This window comes from Actinoplanes sp. NPDC051633, from assembly GCF_040681735.1.
Classification (GTDB): domain Bacteria; phylum Actinomycetota; class Actinomycetes; order Mycobacteriales; family Micromonosporaceae; genus Actinoplanes.
The window spans coordinates 1-2130 of sequence record NZ_JBFAZH010001268.1 but is presented as its reverse complement, the minus strand read 5'-3'; the positions used below and the strand labels follow the sequence as shown (position 1 = coordinate 2130).

4 protein-coding genes and 1 pseudogene are annotated in these 2130 nt (G+C 68.4%); 2 read left to right on the top strand and 3 right to left on the bottom strand.

Annotated elements, in window-relative coordinates; genetic code table 11:
- Positions 1 to 226 (top strand): annotated as a pseudogene (locus AB0M20_RS39920) (hypothetical protein); the annotation flags it as partial.
- Positions 227 to 331: 105 nt separating this feature from the next.
- Here AB0M20_RS39920 and AB0M20_RS39915 read toward each other — a convergent pair.
- Positions 332 to 505, bottom strand: a complete 174-nt coding sequence (locus tag AB0M20_RS39915; RefSeq protein WP_364306324.1) for a hypothetical protein — start codon at positions 503 to 505, stop codon at positions 332 to 334.
- Positions 502 to 723 (bottom strand): hypothetical protein, encoded by a 222-nt coding sequence (locus AB0M20_RS39910; protein ID WP_364306322.1) that lies wholly within the window; start codon positions 721 to 723, stop codon positions 502 to 504. Before AB0M20_RS39910 ends, AB0M20_RS39915 begins: the two co-directional genes overlap by 4 nt.
- A gap of 120 nt (positions 724 to 843) precedes the next feature.
- Between AB0M20_RS39910 and AB0M20_RS39905 the strand changes: the two genes are divergently transcribed.
- Positions 844 to 1044 (top strand): hypothetical protein, encoded by a 201-nt coding sequence (locus AB0M20_RS39905; protein WP_364306320.1) that lies wholly within the window; start codon positions 844 to 846, stop codon positions 1042 to 1044.
- Here the strand turns inward: AB0M20_RS39905 and AB0M20_RS39900 are convergent.
- On the bottom strand, positions 1035 to 1856 hold the full coding sequence (locus AB0M20_RS39900) for a YhjD/YihY/BrkB family envelope integrity protein (RefSeq protein ID WP_364306318.1): 822 nt from the start codon (positions 1854 to 1856) through the stop codon (positions 1035 to 1037). The two genes, AB0M20_RS39905 and AB0M20_RS39900, sit on opposite strands and share 10 nt — an antisense overlap.
- Positions 1857 to 2130: the final 274 nt, after the last annotated feature.

Below are 2130 nucleotides of genomic sequence, written 5' to 3'. Positions count from 1 at the left end.
GATAGATTTATTAGAATTTATAATAAAAAGCAAGAGCGTAAAGATAATGCAGATGTTGAAGTTATGTCTAAGCGGCGACATCCAGGAGTTGCAGCGCGGTCTGATCGCCGTCGCCGACCAGCCCGGGCAACCATGGTTCGCCGAGGGCTCGCACGGCACTGCGGAGCAGCGCAACGAGGCGTTCTTCGCCGGGTACGACGGCTCGTTGGATGCGTGCAAACTCTGATATGTAGCGGTGTCCGGTAGCCGGCGCGACACCACGGCCAGATCCGGATCACCTGGACGGTGGCCGCTCACTCAGCCTTCTCGTCCGGCGGCTGCCGGGCCGCGGTCACCCTTTGGCGGTCTGACCGACCACGGCCGCGATCGGAGCCGCCAGGACGATGAGGCCGACGCCACCGACGAGCCCGGCCGCCGTCGTCACGAGCAGCACCGCGAGGGGATCGAGGTTGAGCGTCGAGCCGTAGGCCACCGGCGCGAAGAAGTTCTGCAGGACGTCGTTCACAACAGAATGACGCCGACCAACTCGGCGAGAGCTCGAGGCCGGCCGACGCGGCCGGCCGCCCAGCCGGCGTAGCGGCGTCCGTTGAGGAGCATGAAGAGGAAAATCACCAGGCCGATGAAGGCCATGAAGAGCATGGACGTCAGCCCGGCCAGCCCGGAGAAGATCCCGGTCAGCAACCCCGAGGTGGTCGAGCTTCCGGCGGCCGCGATCCTCTCCATGGCGTTCTGCGCCGTCGGCGCGCTGAGCCCCAGATCCGTCAGCCAGCCGGCCAGGACGCCGTCCGCGAGAATCAGGAGTCGATGATGATCCAGCCCTCGGCGTCACGGTCGACAGAGCCGATGAAGACGTACGACATCAGCCTCAACGCCTCCGTGGGAGATGCGCTGTGCGCGCTGCTGGCCGAGTGGGACCTCGACGGCCTTGTGGTCGAGATCGTCCTGCGCGGCGCGCCGCTCCGGTCACACACGCTGACAGAGATCCTGGATCGCGCGCCGGCGCTCGGCGTGACCGTCGTCGACGTGCGGGCTCATCACGCCTGAGGAGCGCGCGGTTTCCTTCCTGTCGTCGGCAGGCCGTGCCGCACCGCGGGAGCACCGCCCGTCTCTGCACTGATCACGGCGGCCACCACCACGCAGAAGCAGATGACGATCAGCCAGGTCAGGATGGCGAACGTGATCCCGATGATTCCGTAGCGATCGGCATTCGTCTCGATCAGGCGAGGCATCCACAACGCCGAATACAGGCTCAGCACGGCGCTGCCGATGCCGATGCCGATCGATCCGGGCACCAGCCGTCGAATCGGGACTCGCCTGGACAGCAGCATGCTCTGCAGCAGCAGCCAGACCGCCGTGCTCGTGCCGACCCGCAACCCAAAAGCCACCGCGTCGCCCGCCGGCAGCTGGCGTACCGCGCCGACGAGCAACGACAGCACCAGCAGTGAGCTGATCAGCAGGCCGAATCCGGTCACCGCGTTGAGCGTGCCGCGCATCCCGACGGCCGGCAGCTGCCAGGCCGCTTCGTACGTGCGCTGAAGCGAACGGGTGAGGCTCAGCAGGGCGAACGCGAGGACCACCAGCCCGGTGACGGTGATGGTGCCGGTTGTGCCGGGCGGTCGCTCGAACAGGATCCGGATGGCCTCTGCCGACGCCCCGCTGACATGGAACCGGGCCGACAGCCGGTCAGCCACCGCCGTCGTATCATTCCGCGAACCCAGCGCGGACAGCACGATCAACAGCGGGATGATCGCGGTGAACGCCTGCCCGCCAAGTACCAGCGTGCGGTCCCGGCCGTTGATGGCGCCGAAGCGCATGAGGCACCGGACCGGCAGTGAGTTCTCGACTCGCGAGACCACGCCGGACAGGTGTATGAATCCGACCCGCATCGGTCGATGGGCACGGCCCTTCGCGGGCCGCTCCTCCTTCGCCTGAGCAGCAGTGTCGCCACCCTTCGCGGGCCGCTCCATTCCCGGCCCGGCAGAAGCGTCGCGGGCGGAGTCCGGCTCCGCCGGTGCGGGCGTGGGGGCCGGGGGCGGCGCGGCCGGCGGCGGGGTCCGGGGCGCCGGGGTTCGGGCCGGGCCCGGCTCCGGGGGGGGGGCGTGGGGCGCGCCCGCGGGGGTTTGAGGAGCC

What these genes read in the sequence shown, in the direction of transcription:
- AB0M20_RS39905 (WP_364306320.1), top strand. Translation starts at nt 844, where the DNA reads ATGAAGACGTACGACATCAGCCTCAACGCCTCCGTGGGAGATGCGCTG.
- AB0M20_RS39910 (WP_364306322.1), bottom strand. Translation starts at nt 723, where the DNA reads ATGGAGAGGATCGCGGCCGCCGGAAGCTCGACCACCTCGGGGTTGCTG.